This is a genomic window from Oligoflexus sp. (assembly GCF_035638955.1).
GTDB lineage: Bacteria > Bdellovibrionota_B > Oligoflexia > Oligoflexales > Oligoflexaceae > Oligoflexus.
Map to the genome: position 1 here is coordinate 1 of NZ_DASQYZ010000436.1, position 18,603 is coordinate 18,603.

General features: G+C 53.5%; 15 protein-coding genes. 8 read left to right on the plus strand and 7 right to left on the minus strand.

Annotated elements, in window-relative coordinates:
* The first annotated feature begins 70 nt into the window (after nt 1-70).
* The 6 genes from VE954_RS35960 to VE954_RS35985 all read left to right on the plus strand — a co-directional run bounded on the left by VE954_RS35960 (nt 71) and on the right by VE954_RS35985 (nt 6,652).
* On the plus strand, nt 71-1,252 hold the full coding sequence (locus VE954_RS35960; protein ID WP_324962216.1) for a hypothetical protein: 1,182 nt from the start codon (nt 71-73) through the stop codon (nt 1,250-1,252).
* Between the two features lie 143 nt (nt 1,253-1,395).
* Nucleotides 1,396-2,271: a TIGR02147 family protein gene (locus tag VE954_RS35965; RefSeq protein ID WP_324962218.1), complete on the plus strand. Its 876-nt coding sequence runs from the start codon at nt 1,396-1,398 to the stop codon at nt 2,269-2,271.
* A complete protein-coding gene (locus VE954_RS35970) occupies nt 2,268-3,407 on the plus strand; it encodes a hypothetical protein (RefSeq protein ID WP_324962220.1) in 1,140 nt (379 codons plus the stop codon). Before VE954_RS35965 ends, VE954_RS35970 begins: the two co-directional genes overlap by 4 nt.
* A 420-nt stretch (nt 3,408-3,827) precedes the next feature.
* Complete coding sequence (locus VE954_RS35975) at nt 3,828-4,331, plus strand: hypothetical protein (RefSeq protein ID WP_324962222.1); 504 nt, start codon at nt 3,828-3,830, stop codon at nt 4,329-4,331.
* Nucleotides 4,332-4,494: 163 nt separating this feature from the next.
* Nucleotides 4,495-5,715, plus strand: coding sequence for a hypothetical protein (locus VE954_RS35980; protein ID WP_324962224.1), 1,221 nt, complete (start codon nt 4,495-4,497; stop codon nt 5,713-5,715).
* A gap of 64 nt (nt 5,716-5,779) precedes the next feature.
* Nucleotides 5,780-6,652, plus strand: a complete 873-nt coding sequence (locus tag VE954_RS35985; protein WP_324962225.1) for a hypothetical protein — start codon at nt 5,780-5,782, stop codon at nt 6,650-6,652.
* Nucleotides 6,653-6,717: 65 nt separating this feature from the next.
* Here the strand turns inward: VE954_RS35985 and VE954_RS35990 are convergent, their stop codons facing one another.
* From VE954_RS35990 to VE954_RS36010, 5 genes are all read right to left on the minus strand, one after another.
* Nucleotides 6,718-7,590 carry a TIGR02147 family protein gene (locus tag VE954_RS35990; protein ID WP_324962227.1) on the minus strand — a complete coding sequence of 291 codons (873 nt, stop codon included), beginning with the start codon at nt 7,588-7,590 and terminating at the stop codon, nt 6,718-6,720.
* A gap of 148 nt (nt 7,591-7,738) precedes the next feature.
* On the minus strand, nt 7,739-8,266 hold the full coding sequence (locus VE954_RS35995; RefSeq protein WP_324962229.1) for a hypothetical protein: 528 nt from the start codon (nt 8,264-8,266) through the stop codon (nt 7,739-7,741).
* Nucleotides 8,266-8,799, minus strand: a complete 534-nt coding sequence (locus tag VE954_RS36000) for an RNA polymerase sigma factor (protein WP_324962231.1) — start codon at nt 8,797-8,799, stop codon at nt 8,266-8,268. The genes VE954_RS35995 and VE954_RS36000 overlap by 1 nt, the downstream gene beginning before the upstream one ends.
* 55 nt (nt 8,800-8,854) lie before the next feature.
* Nucleotides 8,855-10,024 carry an MFS transporter gene (locus VE954_RS36005; RefSeq protein WP_324962233.1) on the minus strand — a complete coding sequence of 390 codons (1,170 nt, stop codon included), beginning with the start codon at nt 10,022-10,024 and terminating at the stop codon, nt 8,855-8,857.
* 64 nt (nt 10,025-10,088) lie between these two features.
* Complete coding sequence (locus VE954_RS36010; RefSeq protein WP_324962235.1) at nt 10,089-12,599, minus strand: hypothetical protein; 2,511 nt, start codon at nt 12,597-12,599, stop codon at nt 10,089-10,091.
* A gap of 353 nt (nt 12,600-12,952) precedes the next feature.
* On the opposite strand from VE954_RS36010, the gene VE954_RS36015 reads away from it, so the two are divergent.
* Nucleotides 12,953-14,950, plus strand: a complete 1,998-nt coding sequence (locus tag VE954_RS36015; protein ID WP_324962237.1) for a M13 family metallopeptidase — start codon at nt 12,953-12,955, stop codon at nt 14,948-14,950.
* 73 nt (nt 14,951-15,023) lie between these two features.
* Here VE954_RS36015 and ahcY read toward each other — a convergent pair whose 3' ends face one another.
* Nucleotides 15,024-16,385, minus strand: a complete 1,362-nt coding sequence (gene ahcY / locus VE954_RS36020) for an adenosylhomocysteinase (RefSeq protein ID WP_324962239.1) — start codon at nt 16,383-16,385, stop codon at nt 15,024-15,026.
* Nucleotides 16,366-17,382, minus strand: a complete 1,017-nt coding sequence (locus tag VE954_RS36025) for a metalloregulator ArsR/SmtB family transcription factor (RefSeq protein WP_324962241.1) — start codon at nt 17,380-17,382, stop codon at nt 16,366-16,368. The genes ahcY and VE954_RS36025 overlap by 20 nt, the downstream gene beginning before the upstream one ends.
* A 271-nt stretch (nt 17,383-17,653) precedes the next feature.
* Between VE954_RS36025 and VE954_RS36030 the strand changes: the two genes are divergently transcribed.
* On the plus strand, nt 17,654-18,601 hold the full coding sequence (locus VE954_RS36030) for a PA14 domain-containing protein (protein ID WP_324962243.1): 948 nt from the start codon (nt 17,654-17,656) through the stop codon (nt 18,599-18,601).
* Nucleotides 18,602-18,603 lie beyond the last annotated feature (2 nt).

The window sequence follows — 18,603 nt, forward strand, 5'->3', positions numbered from 1 at the left end:
GTGTTGCAGATCCTTTTTCCTTCAATCCACATATTGCGTCAAGCCGGACATGCTCATTCAAAAATATTGAATGCGGGACTATCAGATTTGGGACCATGCGGGATCTGTCAAGTCAGGCAGGTTCTCGACGGCCCACTTTTATCCCTATACGCAGCAGTACCTGAACAATGTTTCCGACGCAACCAGCATCCTGGCTTCGCAAAATGATACCAGCCTGCGGACGGCGACGGGTTCCAGCACCTATCTGATTCGGGCCGACTGGTTCATTGCCACAGCAACTCTTCCCGTTCCGTATGAACGTCTGCTGCAACTCGGTGCCAATCAGGTTGCACTGGACCAGCAGCTCGGTGTGAATGTTCTGACCAATATCAACGCCAACCGTGTGATCCGCTCGGGCTTCCGTAACTCCGGAATGTCCCCGCAAAACCGGATCATAGAGCGTCATGCCCAGATCAATGGTCTGGCCTACTGGACCAGCTATGATTTCTCCAGTTCCGCCGCCACCGCCAACATCTTTAATAATCCTCTGGGCCCAATAACACTGAATGGCACCAAAGAATTTTTCCATGAAGGGGCCGGCATCATGTTCCAGCTGGCCAACGGCATGTTTGGCTATCGCGTTGCGGATAATAACGGTGTGACTTTGGATAAAGCGGCCAGCAACACGGTCAACCAAAGTGCAGCCCCTGCTGAATTCCTGGCTGCTGTTGTGAACGGCGTCTCCTGCATGAGCTGCCATAACGCAGGACTTATCCACAAAAAGGATGAAATCAGGCCCTTCGCTCAGGCGAATACCGGTGATTTCACACAGGTCGAGTTTGAGAAGATCCTGAATATCTTTCCCGAGGAACGCATTTTCAAGGACCAGTTGGATAAGGATAATGCCTTCTATTTCAACGCTCTGACCCAGCTCGGCATCGATCCGAAAAAGCCTGACCCTGTGAATCAGAGTTTCCGTTTCTATAACCGGTCCCTCAGCAAAGCAGATGTTCGCGAAGAACTCGGCATCAGCACAGCGGTTCTGGACGGCCTCCTGGTCAACGAACCCTTCAAATCGCGCTGGACCAGCCTGCGCAGCGCGGGCGCCATCTCCCGTGAAGACCTCAGTGCTTTGCTCACGCAGGCCATTGAACAGTCACGGATTGAGGTCAATGTCACCATCCCCCGCTTGGGCGATTTTGTGGTGACAACGAGCTGCATGTTCGTCAGCCAGGTGCAGATGGACAACTGTGTGATCGCACCTCAGCCCTAGTATGCAAAATACCAGCGAGGTGACGGAAAAACTCGCTGGTAATTCTCAAGATCTTTCGGGAAGTTATCGAAATTTCTCATGTGCGAAAAAGGGCGGGCCGATAAAGTAAATAGTCTGCCACCATCAATTAGAGAAAGTGTTGTATGTCGCATGCCAAACTCATTGTTGCTGTTGCCAGTCGTGTGTCGGTAAGCCGATTCCTCGATTACAGGGAATACCTGCAGGCAGTCTATGAGGCCATCAAGCAGGAAATCGGCAAATACTCATACTTAAACTTCTCTGATGATCTTGGCTTTTCCAAAACCAATGTCCTCCATCTGATCATCAAGGGCCGCCGCCCCCTGACCAGTAAAGCTGCGCTCAAAATTGCCGATATGTTGCAGCTCCACGGCAAGGACAGAAAATACTTTGAAGATCTGGTTGCTTATCATAACAGCCGGGATTCAATGCAGAGAGAACTCCTGTTCCAGGAACTTGTGGAGCTGAAAGCCAAGGAAGTGAAATCGGAAGACGCCTTGCTCGCACAATTGGAATTCTTTACCGAATGGTTTCATAGTGCCATCTATGAACTCAGTTTCACGAACGTGTTCACCTCCGATCCCAAGCAACTGGCTGCCATGCTCACGCCACGCATTCGCCCGGAGCAGGCCCGCAAGAGTCTGGAGCTTCTGCAGCGTTTAGGTCTTGTGACCCGCGACGAAGACTCCGGATCCTATACACCGACCCAGACACGGATCAGCACAGGTGATGAGATCGCCTCGCTGGCCATCACGCGATATCACCAGAAAATGATCGAACTTGGCAAGGAATCGCTGACTGCGATTCAACCGCAGTCTCGCGATGTCAGCTCGGTTTCCATTGCCATCCCCAGCAGCCTTTTACCGGAAGTGAAAAAGGAAATCAGCCTCTTCCGTAAGAAACTGCTGAACATGGCGGAACAGGCCAGCAACGCCGATGTGGTTTATCAGACGAATATTCAATTCTTTCCCCTGAGCCGGGATAAAGGAGCCAAGTCGTGAGCATTCGCATTCAAAGCGCACTTTTCATGGCTCTCCTGAGCAGCTGCCTCCTGGGTTGTGGAGTTGAAGTCGGTAATCCGTCGGAACCGACACCTACCCAGCCCAAGGGAGATAATCAACCCGCAATTCCCGGCCTGCCTTCGGTTCCTGTGGAGTCGATCGACCCTGTGGAACCTTCGGAGCCGGTAAAAATTGATGTTCGCTACCTGGTGGAAAGCCAGTACGATGAAGCGATCACCGCGGCCCTCGACTTCGCGTTTGATAACACCGGCGTGGCCCTGGTCGCTGGAAATGGCACTCGCAGTTGCGGCGCGCAGGTTGATGGCTCCCTGATATTGAACCATCAGGAAACCAACACGGCAACCCGGACATCAGGCCAGGCTGCTGATGCCACCCGTGTGACTGAGAGTTTCAGTCGCGTTTTTGCCTCCCGCATGCAGAGCGCAGGCAAAACACTGGCGTGTAACACCAGCCTGACGAAGCCCAATATTGATTGGGCAACGACTACAGACGTCATCATGGATGGCTCCTTGGATCGCACCAACAGTCGCCTGGTCGTCACGGATCCTGCGCAGCAATTCGTGCGCGAAAGCAGCGTGAAATCTAAAGGCGGCCATCAGTCGAGCATCAAGAAAATGAAGTTCGACCAAGCAACAGGACTGCAGCTGCAAAGATCTCTGGTCTTTGGCACTGACATGGAAATCACGAACCGGACCGCAATGTCGGGCGCTACCGTGCTGAAGACCCGCATGGAAACCATGGCGGATGTGCCCCTGGTTATTGAAGAAACGTACAACGCCGAATCGAAATTGAAGTCGCTGAAAATCAATTCGGGTGCCGTGTCCTCTCGGAAACTGGATGACGGACTTATGGTTATTATGCGCTACAGCAATGTCGTGCTGGATGCCCAGGGTAGCTGCCGCCCCACATCCGGGACAGTGCTGGGTGAGATCTACTCACCCGAAAATCCCACACAGATTCGTGACACGTTCAGTATTGGTTTTTCAGAAAGACAAAATCTGATCGTCTATGCCGATGGCACGGCATCCAAGCTCGAATTTGAACCTTGCCGTATTGAAACTGATGGTGACAAGTCAGGGAACGGGGATGGCTCCAAAGGTGGTGGTCGCAACTGATCCCAGTCGGCTTATTCTCCTGATTGAGCAGCCCCAGGTTCCCCTGGGGCTGTTTTATTTGGTCCGGGTCTTGCTCTTCATCCTGGAGTCATCCGATAAATCCACATCTGAAGGCCCTTTCCAAAATCGCTCCGAATGCGCATTCATCTGCAATTTTCATACATTACCTTTGAAACTTTCGATCGCTTCAGCACCTTTCCGGGTCAAACCCTGGGCATTTCCAAAATATCCTTATCATTGTCGAGGCCTGGCGTTTTATTAAGTTCGGGGACCGATTTTGAATGTCAGTCTTTAATCAAACCCTAAGGCCTCTGCTCCGGGCTGGGTCCTTGATACCACTCATCTTTTACGGCAAGGCGTCCTGAGCACAGGCATTGCAATTCCTCTTCTATCAGTCAACGGCGAAGGGGAGATCTACATATGAAAATGATCAAAGCACTCATCACGGTTCTACCGGTCTATGTTTTGCTGAGCGCGTGCGGGGCCAAACCCGATCCCAGCTCAGTCACACGCAGCCAGGCGGCAGCGCCTGTCGTGAAGAGTGCGGATCAGACCAACACTCCAACCGAAGCGTCGCCGCAGAAAGTTGATGTGGCTGATCTCCAGGCTCAGAAAGCGGACTTGGAAGCCCAAAAGTCCAGTCTGCTGACTCAGCAAAAGGACATTGAAAATCAGATGTCCAGCTTTGCTCAACCGGCAGATTTGAAGGGTGCGGCTTTTGGAGACTTTATGGCCAACGCCCAGGCCCTGCCAGCGATCGATCAAGCGGCTCTTGATGACATCATTCAGGCCGCCATGGATATGGATCTTGCTGCTTTGCAAATCGCCATCCAGGATCTGATTGCAGATCTTCAGGACGCCGTTGCAGACCTTCAAGCTCAGATCGATGATCTGGCTGCCCAGATCGCGGCGGTTCAACCTTAAGATTAACTGGAGGCTGTGGCTCCTACGGCTCTCTCGGGTATCTGTTTAGCCTTAGCTTGCATTTCGGCTGCGGGTCTTCGTGACCCGCAGCCTTTTTTCACATTGGCGTCGAAAATACCGATACGTTCCGCAGCGCCTCTGACGTCACCACAAGGATCTTTTTATGGCCGGCAAAAGTCGGGAAAGCTGGAAAAAAGCTTTAATCGATGAAACCAAAAAAGAGATCAAAATCGAACTCGATCAGGTTCTTAGGGAATCAGGCGAGACCGAACGGCTGAACTATATTCTCGAACAGATCCAGCTGCTCGACCTCTCGAAAGATTCGGTCAGCATGCTGCGGCGCTTCATTTTTATCATGTCGGCACTGGTGCATCACGAGCGCTTTGGTGGTCTGGGAAAAAAGCAAATTCATGACCTTTCCAACCTCGGTGAAGCCATCTTACGGGTGGCGGGCGTGAAACCCGGGCATTCCCCAATCTCGTTTCTGTTTTCCGAAATGCATTCCATTATGAGTGACATCCACCTCGGCAATGGTGAGTTTCTCCCTTCGCTCTGGGAAAGGCTCCTGAGCGCGCACCTTTCGGCCATGCCGGCTGAACATATGGCCCGGCAAAATCTGGGCATTGGCATCAACGCCTTGCGACTGGGCAATACCGCCCTGGCGATTGAATTCTTTCAAAAGGGTTTACGCGAAACCGAAGAAAGCAAAACGCTGGATCGTCTTCGCCTTTATCTCATCAAGTCCACCCGCCTTTCGGGTGACATCATCAAGGCCGACCAGCTCGTGCAGCAGTATGCGCCGCAGCTGACCGATCCTGCCTGTGTTCACGAACTGCATTGGGAAAAGACCTGCATCAGTGCCAGCCAGTCGCTCGATCTTGGCGAGCTTTTTAAGCTCTCCATGGAAGGCGGCACGCACTACACCAACACCTATCCCCTGGAACTGTTTTTCTGGGCCTACGCGCACCCTAAAACGTCCTGGTCGAAGCGCTTGGAAAAACTATCGAAACTCACCCACGGCCTGGATGTTCAGCGTAATAGCGGGTTTCATGCCCTGGCCCAAAGTCTGGAGCAGGCTTACGACACGGATATTCCGTTTGCCAAAAGGCTCTCCGATATCAAACGCGTCATCACCAAAATCGAAGTCCTTCGCAATATCGACCAGCGCCTTCTCGTCTGGCTGGCTTTAGCAAGGTGGCTCCATCGCAGCAATCATCGGCAAATCGCGGCCATCGTGCTTTATGAATACATGTCGCTCAGCCAAAAGCTAAGTTTTGGCAAGCATCTGGATGTCCTGCGTCTGGCCGAAGACCTTGTCCATGTATATAGTCCTGAAGGCGATGGGTCGGTCAATCCAATGAGTCACGATTCCTCCAATGATTAAGCCTGGCTAGGACCTCCACTTAGGCTGGAGCCCATGTGTGCCGATACGTTTATTGGAGGGCACCATGCAGACTACCATTAAAGTTTTCCTGAGCCTCGCGTTCACAGGCAGCCTGATGGCCTGTATGCCCAATGGTTTTCTAGCCTCTCCTGCCAAGTCAGGGTCGGCTTCACCGTCGACGGCCGACATCGCCCCCACAACCCAATCCAATGATCGCCCGACCGAAACCGGAGCGGGCGTCCCAGGATATCTGGTCAATTGCATGGATATCAACGCCACGGGCGAGCTTGTTCAAGTTGGTTGCAGCGTGGCCACGACGGACGGAGCGCGGGTGAAAGCTACGGCCGACAGTTGGACCCGCTACGATATTAAACCTGCACCCGGTTCCAATCCCAGCATCGTCGTGACGAAACTCGTGGCCGCTGGCGAAGAACCTTGGGACGTGATCTTTACCTTTACCGGCGCCGCGTCCGCTGAATTGCGTGCGGCGGCCCAGTCCAGTACTTATAGCTATACCGTTACGAATGAAAAAGGCGAGACCATCAAGGTGGAGACATTGCCACCGGCTCAGGCTCCCAAACCAGCCACCACGCAAAACGCTCTAACCTGCACCGAAGGCGTTCTCATGGATGGCGTTTGTATCATGACTGTATCGATGTCCTGTACGGACTATTGCGCTCAATCGCAGATGACGGTTCATCCCTGGGTGGTCGATCGGTTCGGAACGGGAGCCAGCGAAGGTCGCCAGGCCTGCGGCGATCTCTATGACAAATTCCCGGATCGAAGTGCCTTCAGTATTGGTTTGACCCCTATCGTGACTGGTCGCGGCTACGGCTGTTATCGCACCGCCAGGGGCCAGCCCTTCTTCGATTCGAGCCCGACCGACCCGTCCAACGCACCATTTTTTGGCAATACAAGAATTTGCGCCTGTCAGTGAATCAAGCCTTTTTAGGCTTCAATCAAGTCTTTTAGACTTCTGGCGGCTGAGTGGGAGTCAGTGAATCAAGTCTTTTTAGGCTTCTGGCGGCTGAGTGGGAATAACTGAAAGTTGACCTGGTAAACGGCATCTGGACTTGTTTCTTCATCGGCCATGCTGAGGAGTTTCTTGCGAAGAGCGCTGATTTCCTTTTTGAACTCGGGCAGCTTGTGCTCGGGAATCGCAATGGAAATGGCACTGATGTCACGCAACGAAGCTTCCACCGACGTGAGTGACTCCTTGCCCAAATCAATCATTTTTTGATGATAACGAATGATGGCCAGCGACGCGATTTCGTCACCGGTACTGACACGATTACGGGTGGTCATCAGGCGTCCACTGGATTCATCCTTACGCAAAAGACCGAGCCGCTGCAAAAGCTCCAGACTCTTGCGAGCCTGCTCGGGCCTGATACGCGGGGTCAGCAGTCCCGCCAGCTCCTTGGGATCCTCGGTAAAATAAGGCGTCAGGGCCAGCTCATAAATGGCAACATTGAACCATTCGGTAAAAAATTCCAGCTGATCGTGACTTTCCTCGGACTGCACGTCCTTATTCTTGTAATGCAGCAGGTTCTGCATCAGCATTTCACGTTCGATGGCATCGTGGCTATTTTGAAAGCTGACCAGCTGTTCGAAATATTTGCGCTCATTGCTGCGCATATCCAGGGCGCTGCTGATCCGATCGGCAGCCTTATCCGTCAAAGGCCTTTTGCCTTTGATAATGAGGTGCACCACATTGGTTTTGGAGAAGCCCAAATCTTCGGCATAGCTCAGGTAGGAATAGGATCCCAATTCGTTTTTCAAGGCGAGGTAGATGGCCTGCAGATATTCCCGATAATCCAGGTACCGTGTGACAGACACACGGCTCGCAATGGTTTCAATTAATTTCTGCCTCGACATATTCTGCACCTACTCCAAAGAACTACCCACCTTATCGGCGGATTTTTTCTGCACATGAGATACTCTGTATCAAGTTGAAATAAATGGAAAATAAATGAAGCTGCACATGTACAGGGATCGTTTCCTGCCCATAGGCAGAACCAGAATTTTAGTCGATAGCGGGTTTCCACCGCGCCTGCCGGAGGATCACAGCCGCTATCAACTCCAGTATATAAGGCGTGAGAACAGCCGCCAATAACCAAATGCTGCGCCAGACCCAGTCGTGCGGATCATCCGAAAGCAAAAGCAGTGCACTGCTGACGATCGGCACCAGCGCGGGCAACCATCCCATGCGAAAGATCAGGAAGCGGTGTTGAAAGCGTGAGAGGTAAAGAAAACTTACGAGCGTTGGTGAAAAACCAAAGACAAAACCACAGAGAATGGGACACCATGGATCCGGCATCGCATGCAGGAGGGAATTCATTTTCCAGGCCAGGGGTGAAAGTCCAATCGAACACTGCGCGCAGAAGACGAGCGAAAGAATATAGCCCAAGGACGCGCCTGTGATATAGGTGACGGAAAGTTTGAAGCGTGATGCCACCAAATCTTTTTCCAGGGTATCAGGCAACGATGGGTCAGTGTCGGTAGAAACCTGACTGGCCATGAATTGCTTAAAATCACAAGGATTGGGCTCCATTAAAGTTCACCTCCATCCCAAAATCGGCGCATTTTCTGCCGGGCTCTTTCATAAATCTTGCGTAGAGCGACTTCCGTTTTTCCGGTTGCCTGGGACATTTCCTTAAAAGACTTCTCGTCAAAAACTCGCAGCTCCACCACCTGTCTTTGCTCCGACGAAAGTGAGGCCAGGACGGATGCTGGGAGCGGATCATGACCTTCATGGGGATGGGCCATCGGCTCCGGCTCCTGATTCTGCCATGCCTGACGCAGCTTCATCAGGCTTTGATTCTGTCGCATGACATCGATCATACAATTATGCACTATGGTAAAAAACCAAGGCAAAGCCGGTCGACCTTTTTCATAGCGATGAATGGAATGGTGCAGACGCAGAAAGGCTTCCTGCCGAACGTCCTCGGCGGCCTGGGCACTGAGGCCTTTGGCCCGGGCATAACCCAGCACGCGGCCCGCATGCCGACGGTAAAAGCTGCGAAAGGCTTCCACGTCCCCTGCGAAATACTGATCCAAAAGTTCCTCATCGCTCCAATGATCCACGTGTCCTCACTCGACTCCTTTAGGTCTACGGTCCCTCAATCCAATCTGTGACAGCTCAAGAATTCTTTTTGAAATCAATGAATTGCATTTTAAAAAGGCCAATAAGGCAAAGACCGCAAAAGGCTGCCCCGGTCCAAAAGGTGGAAGCCGCTCCCAATTGATCCCAGAGAAGTCCTGCCAGCGCGGACGAGATCAGCATGGCCACACCTGAAGCCAAATTAAAAAAACCAAACGCCGTGCCGCGTAAATCATCGGGAGCGGTCTGCGCGACCAGGGCTGCCATGAGTCCCTGCGTCATGCCCAGGTGCACACCCCAAAATCCGATGCCCAGAATAATCCAAGGCCACTGATCACCGAGCGCCAGCACCACATCAGCGAGCAGCAGCACGACGGTTCCCAGCACCAGCAAATGGATGGGATTCATACGGTCTGAGAGCTTGCCAAAGGGATAGGCCGTCGCCGAATAAACGATATTCATGACCACCATCACCATCGGGACCCAGGCCAGGGCTATACCCCGTTCCTGAGCCCGCAGCACGAGGAAGGCTTCACTGAAACGAGCGAGAGTAAAAACCGCACCGAGTGCGACCACCCACCAATACGCAGCACTGAGTCTTTGTAAATTTTCCTTCCGGATCGGATTCTGCCGCTTCACGTCGGGCGAGGCTGCCGGTTCACGGATGCCCACCATCAGTAAAAAAACGGACAGGGCAGCCGGCACAATAGCAACCCAAAACACAGCGCGAAAATCACTCGACCAGAGCACCATGAGGCCGGTTGCCAGCAAAGGCCCCACGAAAGCGCCGACTGTGTCGAGGGATTGCCTTAAACCAAAAGCTGCGCCGCGCATGGACGGAGGGGCCAGATCTGCGATCAAGGCATCCCGAGGAGCACCGCGAATCCCTTTGCCGATGCGATCGGTCAAGCGAGCCGCCAGCACCATGCCCGAACTTTGAGCGATGGCAAACATCGGCTTGGTCACAGCGGCCATGGCATAGCCCAGCACGGCGAGACCTTTGCGTTTGCCAAGATAGTCGCTTAAAGCACCAGAGAAAATTTTAACGATGAGGGCAGTGGCTTCCGCCGCGCCTTCGATCAGTCCCACGGCGAAGACACTGGTGCCGAGGGTCGTGACCATAAAGAGCGGCAGAAGACTGTGGATCATCTCGGATGAAATGTCCATAAGGAGACTGACAAAGCCAAGAATCCAAATTTCTTTCGGCACACTTCGTTCCTTGTGCGGATGCAAAAGGAACGATTATGGTCCCGGCCGAAGCCGGGATCAACGATCAATTTCCTTGTTCCAGCGCATTGAGGCGGCGCAGAATATCACTCAAATCCTGGATCGGGCCAGTTTCTCCTCGTGGTCCGCGAGCACCTTCGGGACCTGTATCACCCTTGTCGCCTTTATCACCTTTCGGACCAGGCGCACCCGGCAGACCGGATTCACCGCGCGCACCTTTGGGACCTTCAGCGCCCGCAGGACCGATCTCGCCTTTGGCCCCAGCAGGACCGGCGGCACCGGTTTCACCTTTGGGACCGGCAGGACCCGAGGGACCCACCGCACCTTTGGGACCTTCAGGACCCACGGGACCAGCAGGACCGGTTTCACCCTTGGCACCAGCGGGACCTATGGCTCCCGCATCACCCTTGGGTCCAATGGGACCAGCGGGGCCAGTGAGGCCTTGATCACCTTTGGGTCCAACCGGACCAGCGACCCCTTGATCACCCTTGGGACCAAGCGGACCGATGGGACCTTTATCACCCGTTTCACCCTTGGGACCGATGGGACCTATGGGACCCATTTCACCGGCCGCACCTGTGGCTCCGGATTCACCGCGCAAGCCTTGAGGACCGACCGGACCTGTATCACCTTTCAAACCAGCGGCGCCCGTGGCACCAGCAGGACCGGCTTCACCACGTGGACCGCGCGGACCATCGGCTCCGGTATCACCCTTGGGACCGATCGGGCCCGTGGCTCCGAGAGGACCGGTATCACCTTTCGGACCAACTGGACCTGCAGCACCCGTATCACCCTTGTCACCTTTGAAACCCTGAAGGCCCTGTTCGCCTCGTGGACCTTGCGGACCCAAGGCTCCTGTATCACCTTTTTCACCCTTGGGACCCTGGGTGCCCTGTACACCGGGCAGGCCCTGATCGCCCTTATCGCCTTTGTCTCCGGTCGCACCGGTCAAACCCTGAGGTCCAATTTCACCGCGTTCGCCTTGAGCCCCTTTGGGACCAATCGGGCCAATCGCACCTGTATCACCTTTATCGCCTTTGAAACCCTGCTGGCCTTGCGCGCCTGTCTCACCCTTGGGACCCAGAGGACCCATGGGACCCACATCACCACGATCGCCCTTCACACCAGGCAAACCGATCGGACCCGTATCACCTTGATCACCTTTTTCACCTTTGGCTCCCGGCGCACCGGTGGCACCTGTTGGACCAGCATCACCCTTGGGGCCGGTGACACCTTGAGGTCCGACATCACCGCGATCCCCTTTCAAACCCTGAGGACCAGGAAGGCCTGTGGCACCGGTCGCACCTGTGGCTCCGGCATCACCTTTGTCGCCTTTTAAACCCTGAGCACCGACCGGACCGCGTTCACCGATTTCACCTTTTTCACCACGTGTCCCTTGAGGGCCCTGCAAACCAGGATCACCTTTTGGTCCTGGTAAACCGGTGGCACCGATATCACCTTTTTCACCGCGTGGACCGACATCACCGGTATCACCCTTGGGACCGCGTGCCCCGAGCTCACCTTTATCGCCTTTGTCGCCTTTGGGACCCACGGGACCTTCAATACCCTGAGCTCCGGCGGGGCCAGGCAGACCTGTAGGACCGCGTTCCCCTTTGGGACCCTCATCACCGATGGGACCTTTGGGACCTTGTGCTCCTTGAGCTCCCGCGGGACCTTCAAGGCCACGTGGACCTTGTTTCCCTTCAGGACCACCAGGACCGATAGGACCAATTTCACCACGAGGACCCGCAGCGCCGGCCTCTCCACGGAGACCTATCAAACCCTGCGGTCCGACCGGACCGAGTTCACCGCGCGGACCTTGAGGACCGGTTGGACCTTGAGGGCCGGTTGCACCAGGGGTTCCCGCGGGGCCCTGATTGCCGGCTTCACCTTTGCCACTCAGCGGCAGATATTCGAGAGCCTGCTCGACGTTATTGAGCGTAACAGCCAACGATAAAGCTGAATAATCATAACGCTGAATGGAAGCGTCGATGGGCAGCTGCTTGCCCAGCATCAGAACCATGCGACAGGTTTCATTGAACACAACAGGATGCGTTTCAGGACCCCAAAGGACGCGTCCTCCGGTGCCTTCACGAATCATGACCGAAACACTTTCATTACATTGAGCCGCACGGCAGCCGCAGTTGGGTTCCGCGTAAACGACGACACCCATGCCCGCCGCCTGAAGGCGAAACGCATTCTCCGCGACCTGCGAGGGATAAAGGCGCTCGCTCTTATCGTGCGTGCCGCTTTCATTCCAGTCAAACGTCAACGAGACATTGGGTGCGTAATCGCCGATGGCGGTCACGGATCCTGTGCATTTCCAACCCCCTTCAGGATTACCGGCACAGGACACGTTGCTGAAGTCGAGCTGTGGATTCATGAAGAGATGTTTACCGTCCCATAGGGCGGCTCGTTCGATCAGCCATTCCCGGTCCTGATGAAGCCTCTTCGATTTCAGATTGATTTTGAATCGCAAATCTTCCGCCCATGCAGAACCGCTTAGGAACAGCACTGCGTAAAAGCATAGGATCAGTTTGCCTGGCAAGCGCATCATGCTTTTTCCTCCGTGTGAGTTCCTATCCTTCGGAATATATTTTCGACGGTGCTGAAGAATTGGTCATGAGGACTTGGTCAGCTCGACAAAATAACCCAAATTGGCTCCTGATTTTCGAGGCAGGAATTTTTCCGTAGTTCCATTTATTTCAAGTCATCTGACCCCTTCGACCGGCAAAATTTGCCGGAGTCATGAAGGCCGTTCCGGATTTTGGTTTGGCGCTTTCCCAAACGCATCTCAACTCATTGAAAAATAAGCCTATTTATTCTATTGGTCTTTTGTACTTGCTCGTGTATCTCTAGGTGGACCCCGCTCTGTATCCTGCTTTCCGGTCAACTTATGGAGTTTTCAAGATGCGTCAGTCACTTATTTTTGTCGCGTGTAGCCTGATGGCTGCCCCGATCTTGGCCGTGACACCCCCTCAAGCCAAAGCCAGTAGCGCCATTCCTGAGCGCCGCGAATTTCCAGTCAACGAGAGCATCAACCCCTGTGATGATTTCTATGCGTATGCCTGCTCCAAGGCTGTCGATAGCTACGCTCTGCGTCCCGATCGCTCGAGTCATACCTTTGCCTTTGATGATTCCGCTGAGCGTTTGCTGGAAAAGAAAAAATCCTATCTCAAGGAAATTGCCGCTCAGGCGCAGAAAGGTGAGAAACTCGCCCCCAGATCGCAGACTCTCGCTACGGTTTACAACGCCTGTATGGAACCTGTAGCCAGCGCGAACGAGGAAAAAAATCGTGTCGCTGAAACCTTGAAACGTTTGGAAGGCATCAAGGACCATGCGGCCTTTGCCCGCTTCCTGGCCGATGAAAGAATCGAAGCGCGAACCAGCTTCCTGGGTATTGGCAACCTCGCCAATCAAAACCAGCCTGACGTCTATGACTTTTACTTTGTGGCGAACGCCATGAGTCTGCCGGAGCGCTCCTATTACGAGAGCTCTGAAGTTCGCAACGCCTACAAGAAAATCCTGGTCCATTTTTTTCAAACCATTGGTTCGAACAAGGCTACCGCAGAAGCCAAGGCTGTGCTCGATTTCGAGACGGCCTTTGCCAAGGTCAGTCCGTTGCCTGCTGAATGGCGTGATATCTGGGTGCAGAAAACCGCAATCAGTCGCGCGGATCTGGTCAAGAAATATCCTCATTTTCATTTCGAGGATTTCCTGCCTCAGATTCCTGAGACCACTCTGATTCGTCATTTCACTCCTGATACCTACGCTTGGCTCCAGGATCGATTGGCCAAGGAAAAGCTCGACACACTCAAAGCGGTTTACCTCTTTGAAAGTTTGGGCTCGATGCTCGATGATGGTTATCCTGAATTCAAAAAAGCTTTCTATGCCTTCGGCGTCAAGCAACTCGGCGCTCCCAAGGTGCGGCCGGAACGCGAAGAACGTTGCACCATGGCTGTCATGAACAGCTTCACCAAGGAACTGGATGCCGAGCTGCTGCCCAAAATATTCCCCGACTTCCCCGAGGAAAAATTCGTGGCGCTCGCCGAAGAGGTTCGCAAGTCCATTATCAATGGTATCAACAGCAACCAATGGCTGAGTGAACAAGGCAAGGCCGGTGCCCGTGATAAGATGAGCAAGGCTCGTCTGCAGCTGGTGAAACCACGCAACGAAATCGAATGGCACTTCAATCCCGAAGCCACATACAGCTCCACCGAACCCAATGGCAACTTTGAAAAACTGGCGGCCAAACTTCAGGAACGTTCGCTGGCCGAACTCAAGCAAAAGCGTGATTCGAATGTCTGGGACATGGGTCCTTTGACAGTGAACGCCTACTACAGCCCGGATGACAATAAATTCGTGATGCCGATCGGCATTCTGCAGTATCCCTTCTATGATCCCAGCCTGCCCTTGGAAATCAACCTGGGCTCCGTCGGGGCCGTCATCGGTCACGAGCTGGGTCATGGGATTGACGATCAGGGCGCACAGTTTGATGCCCAGGGCCGTCTCAAGCAGTGGATGACGGAAGCGGATGTCAAAAACTTTAAGCTTCGCGGCCAAAGTTTTGAGCAGCAGTTTAACAAGATTGGTCACAACGGACGCCTGACGCTCGGCGAAAATATCGGCGACCTGACCGGTGTGACCTTCGCCTATCGCGCGGCCTTTCCCGAAGGCAAGGGCACGGATGATATGAAGCGCAGCTTCTTCCTGCAATACGCCCGCGTCTGGTGCGGCGTGATGCTGCCCAAACAAAAGGAAATGCGCCTCAAAACCGATCCCCATTCATTGGGTTGGGCTCGGGTGAATCAACAGATGAAAAATCAGCCGGAATTTGCCAAGGCCTTTCAATGCAAGCCCAAGGATGCCATGGTGTTGCCTGAAAAGGATGTGGTGAGAATCTGGTAGGAATGAGTTGAGGGCTGTGGCCTGTCCTCACGGACAGGCCATGACCTGTCCTCACGGACAGGTCTGACGCTTCTTAGTACTTGTACTCGTCAGCCTTGAACGGACCTTCAACTTTGACGTTGATGTATTTCGCCTGATCGGTTGTCAGCTTGGTGATCACGCCGCCGAAACCTTCGACCATATTACGAGCCACTTCCTCGTCCAATTTCTTGGGCAGGACTTTAACCGTCAGAGGCTCGGTCTTCTTGTCAGCCCACTTTCTCTCATAGAGATACATCTGCGCCAGCACCTGGTTGGCAAACGAACCGTCCATGATACGCGAGGGGTGACCCGTGGCGTTGCCAAGGTTCACGAGGCGGCCTTCGGACAGGAGGATGATGTAGTTTTCTTCGTCCTTGCTGTCGCGGAAGATCTTGTGAACCTGAGGCTTCACTTCCTGCCATTCGAATTTTTCGCGCAGGAACTTGGTGTCGATTTCGTTATCGAAGTGGCCGATGTTACAAACCACAGCGCCCGACTTCACAGCGGTCAGCATATGCTTGTCACAGACGTTGATGTTACCGGTCGTGGTCACGATCAGGTCGGTGGTGCCCAGCAGTTGCTTGTCGACGCCGTCAGCCGTTCCGGTGTTGACACCGTTCTTGTAAGGCGACACGACTTCGTAACCGTCCATGCAGGCCTGCATCGCGCAGATAGGATCGATCTCGGAAACCTTGACGATCATACCTTCCTGACGCAAACTCTGCGCGGAACCCTTGCCTACATCACCGTAGCCGATGACCAGAGCTTTTTTACCGGACAGCAGCATGTCAGTGCCGCGTTTGATGGCATCGTTCAAGCTGTGACGGCAGCCGTATTTGTTATCGTTTTTCGATTTGGTGATGGAATCGTTGACGTTGATGGCCGGAACCTTCAACTTGCCTTTTTCCATCATTTCGAGCAAACGGTGCACGCCGGTGGTGGTTTCCTCGGTGATGCCGTGGATCTTGTCCAGCAGCTGAGGGTATTTGTCGTGGATCATGCCGGTGAGGTCGCCACCGTCGTCCAGGATCATGTTCACGTCCCAGGGTTTGCCATCCTTCAGGATGGTTTGCTCAATGCACCAGTCACCTTCTTCAACGGTCTGGCCTTTCCAGGCATAGACGGCCACACCGCGAGCGGCCATGGCGGCAGCAGCGTGATCCTGAGTCGAGAAGATATTACAGGAAGACCAGCGAACTTCCGCACCCAGGTCGATCAGAGTTTCGATCAGCACCGCGGTTTGGATGGTCATGTGAATACAGCCGATAATCTTCGCACCTTTCAGAGGCTTTTCTGCACCATGTTTGCGGCGCAGACCCATCAAGGCTGGCATTTCACGTTCAGCGAGTTTGATTTCGCGGCGGCCAAAATCGGCCAGGCTCATGTCGGCTACTTTATAATCTACTTTTGACATCGTCGGTTCCTTTCCTGAGACGAAATAGCTTCAACTGAATCTGAAATCCGTTCTTCAAACCCAGATAGAGACTTTGATCTTCTATAAAACCACAACCTGCCGCCCATTCCTTGAGGTCCTGGGGGTCAAAACCCAGCCAGACATCACCGCAGGAGGCACGGGTCCATTCCTGATTGTGTAAACAAAGATCCGCAATCACAAGGCAGCCCTGAGGCTTCAGCAGCTGGGCGATTTTTTGAAAAGCCTGGCGCGGGGACGACATATGATGCAGCACCATATTGAGCACCACAGCATCCAGATCACCCTTGCCGGCGTCATAGGCCTCCAGCGAGGATTGTACAAAGCGAATCCGCTCCCGGGCCGGCATGTGCTTGCGGGTCAGCGCCAGCATTTCTTCGGAGTTGTCCAAAGCCACCAGCTGATCGAAGCGCCGCGACAGTTCCTTTAGCAGTTCACCCTGGCCAGGGCCGACTTCCATCACCTGACTCGACCTTGGCAGGTCCATCAAATCCAGGATTTCGCGCAAATTGGGGAGGTACTGATTCAATTCGCAGAGCATGCCCTGATTTTCTAAAAATTTATCAGCATGCCGATCAAAGTACAGCCGCGATTGCGCCGAGCGATCTTCATAGACCTCGTAGATGCGCTGCATCGTTTCATCAGCCAAAGCCAGCTCATCAATGGTTGCAAAGAGGCTGCAAAGGAAATCATGAAATTCCATGCCGCTCTTGAGCAGGGTGCGCCGGTAAAAAATGCTATTACCCTGGCGCCGCGTGGCCAGCAGTCCGGCCTTATTTAATATCTTCAGATGATGACTCATACCCGGCTGCGGCATGGCAAAAATAGTAGCCAGCTCCTGCACACCAAAGGAATCGTTGCTGAGGACGCGCATGATGTCGAGCCGCAAGGGATCCCCGGCCGCTTTGCAAAGAGCGGCCAACGGGCTGCTGGTCAGCGCCTGGCTGATACGTTTAGGGGCGCTGGTTGAAGCGAGCATGTCCAACAATCGATTCCTTTTTGGTTCGAGAATTCGATCCTACAGACATATCGGAGTGAAGTCCAATCTATATTAATGTTTTTTTATATTCAAAATGTTTTATGTTGTTAAATGAATGATATTAAAGAAATATTCGACATATTAAGTCTTTTTGGCACCCTAATTTCAAGCGTCATCAGGACCATGCCCAGGCGCCTTTATTCTTAAGGTTTTTGGTAAAATGGCCGATAAAATTGGGAGTTGGAACAACTGATCAATGTGGGACGAAGCCATGAAAATTCTCTCCCTATTCCTGGCCGGATTGGTGTTAAACGGCGCTCAGGCCTGCAAGCGGGCCACGTTTGAAAACATCAACGGCACCAAAAGCAATGGCAACTCGTCCGATGATCTAACGGGAAATTTACCCGCAAGGCCGATCCTGGAGGTCACCGTACCCTCGCCGGAAATCAAGGCTGGTGGCGAAACGATGCAGGCGAAGGCCAATATCAAGAACGGACCGGCCAATCCCGAAGTCACCTGGGAAATCAAGGGCCCGGCGGATCGCACGGACATTGGCAGCATTGATGCCGATGGCAACTATAAAAGCCCGGCGCAAACAGACAAGGAATTTTCCGTGGTGATCACCGCGGTATTGAAATCAGATCCCACGATTTCCGCGTCCGTGACCATCAAGGTCATACCCAACACGCAGGTGTTTGCCCGCTGCACACGGGGCAATGTCGCGTTTCCGATTCTGGCCAACGTCTATCAAATCAACACGACCGCCACGGCCATTCCCAACTTTGCGGATACCACTCAGGCTCGCAAGGTTCTCACGGTTTGCATGGACAAATATGCGGTCGCGCCCCGCAATTTTACTGAAGGCTTTCCCGATGTGCCCGATCTGGTCGAATGGTTTGCCCTGCAAACGACCACAACCCTGCAAATCGCCCAGGAAGGTGACTATAGCTTTCAAATGAACTCAGATGATGGGTCGAAGCTGTCCATCGACGGCAAGCTCTTGATCGATAATGATGGTCTGCATCAGGCCATTGGTCCAGGCCCGGATGACTCGCAAACCGTGGGTCAGAAGGAAGTGATTGTACGTCTGACGGCCGGCGATCATCCCCTGTCTCTTGATTATTTCCAGGGGCCTAAATTCCGGATCGCTTTGGAACTGAAATGGAAAAAGCCCGGCGACACGACCTATGAGTACGTGCCGCGCGAGGCCTTTAAATGAAA

What these genes read in the sequence shown, in the direction of transcription:
- VE954_RS35975 (WP_324962222.1), top strand. Translation starts at nt 3,828, where the DNA reads ATGAAAATGATCAAAGCACTCATCACGGTTCTACCGGTCTATGTTTTG.
- VE954_RS35960 (WP_324962216.1), top strand. Translation starts at nt 71, where the DNA reads ATGCGGGACTATCAGATTTGGGACCATGCGGGATCTGTCAAGTCAGGC.
- ahcY (WP_324962239.1), bottom strand. Translation starts at nt 16,385, where the DNA reads ATGTCAAAAGTAGATTATAAAGTAGCCGACATGAGCCTGGCCGATTTT.
- VE954_RS36015 (WP_324962237.1), top strand. Translation starts at nt 12,953, where the DNA reads ATGCGTCAGTCACTTATTTTTGTCGCGTGTAGCCTGATGGCTGCCCCG.
- VE954_RS35985 (WP_324962225.1), top strand. Translation starts at nt 5,780, where the DNA reads ATGCAGACTACCATTAAAGTTTTCCTGAGCCTCGCGTTCACAGGCAGC.
- VE954_RS35965 (WP_324962218.1), top strand. Translation starts at nt 1,396, where the DNA reads ATGTCGCATGCCAAACTCATTGTTGCTGTTGCCAGTCGTGTGTCGGTA.
- VE954_RS35995 (WP_324962229.1), bottom strand. Translation starts at nt 8,266, where the DNA reads ATGGAGCCCAATCCTTGTGATTTTAAGCAATTCATGGCCAGTCAGGTT.
- VE954_RS36030 (WP_324962243.1), top strand. Translation starts at nt 17,654, where the DNA reads ATGAAAATTCTCTCCCTATTCCTGGCCGGATTGGTGTTAAACGGCGCT.
- VE954_RS36025 (WP_324962241.1), bottom strand. Translation starts at nt 17,382, where the DNA reads ATGCTCGCTTCAACCAGCGCCCCTAAACGTATCAGCCAGGCGCTGACC.
- VE954_RS35990 (WP_324962227.1), bottom strand. Translation starts at nt 7,590, where the DNA reads ATGTCGAGGCAGAAATTAATTGAAACCATTGCGAGCCGTGTGTCTGTC.
- VE954_RS35980 (WP_324962224.1), top strand. Translation starts at nt 4,495, where the DNA reads ATGGCCGGCAAAAGTCGGGAAAGCTGGAAAAAAGCTTTAATCGATGAA.
- VE954_RS36010 (WP_324962235.1), bottom strand. Translation starts at nt 12,599, where the DNA reads ATGATGCGCTTGCCAGGCAAACTGATCCTATGCTTTTACGCAGTGCTG.